1 protein-coding gene is annotated in these 707 nt (G+C 50.6%); it reads right to left on the minus strand.

Annotated features, from left to right (window positions below; all coding sequences use genetic code 11):
* Positions 1-707 (minus strand): tetratricopeptide repeat protein (locus B5F34_RS17215; protein ID WP_140393034.1); only part of this gene is annotated, 707 nt, incomplete at both ends.

The following is a 707-nucleotide window of genomic DNA, read 5'->3' on the forward strand; positions in this document are numbered from 1 at the left end:
TAATTGTAAAGCGCATTCATTCTTCTGATACTTTCCGAGTCAGAGACAAGGGAAAGTGAATCGGTCAAATTCACATACTTACGGAACAGCGCAAGCGCAGCGGCGGGATCTCCCCTTTCTACGGCAAGCTGCCCCAGATTGCCATAGGCTATTCTCTGGGTTTGAGGATAATTCAGGCGTAATATCTCCTGATAATACCACGCCGCTGAATCTTTCATGCCAAGAGAATGGTATATGAAACCCGCCGTCAGACAAATGGCATTTCTTCCGGGCCCGCCAATGCCCGCCAGAGCCTTCCTCACATACCGGAGTGCTTCCTCATACTGCCCCTGCTCTGAATAAGCATTGGCCAAACAACATTGTATGCTATGTATGAGATTAGCCTGACGAATAGCCGTACTTATCTGATAAGCACGCAGATAATAAGGCAATTCCAGTTCGTGTTCTTCCAAATCATGGTAGCTTAACCCGATGTCACGGAGGCTGAACGCCAACCCGATGCTGTCGTTCAACAAAGAATCGCACCGGAAACTCTCCTGGCGCATCTTTAACGCTTCCTTATACAGGCCCTGAGCGGAAAACAGCGTCCCCATCTGCGAGATCGTACGACTGCGCAAGTCCGTCATCTCCCCTTCGGGCATCGCATCCAACGCCTGCTGGAAATAATCCAATGCCTGCGGCGCATCACCCAAGTCGCTTGCCACACG

Source organism: Mediterranea sp. An20 (genome assembly GCF_002160055.1).
In the GTDB taxonomy this organism is placed as follows: Bacteria; Bacteroidota; Bacteroidia; order Bacteroidales; family Bacteroidaceae; genus Bacteroides; species Bacteroides avicola.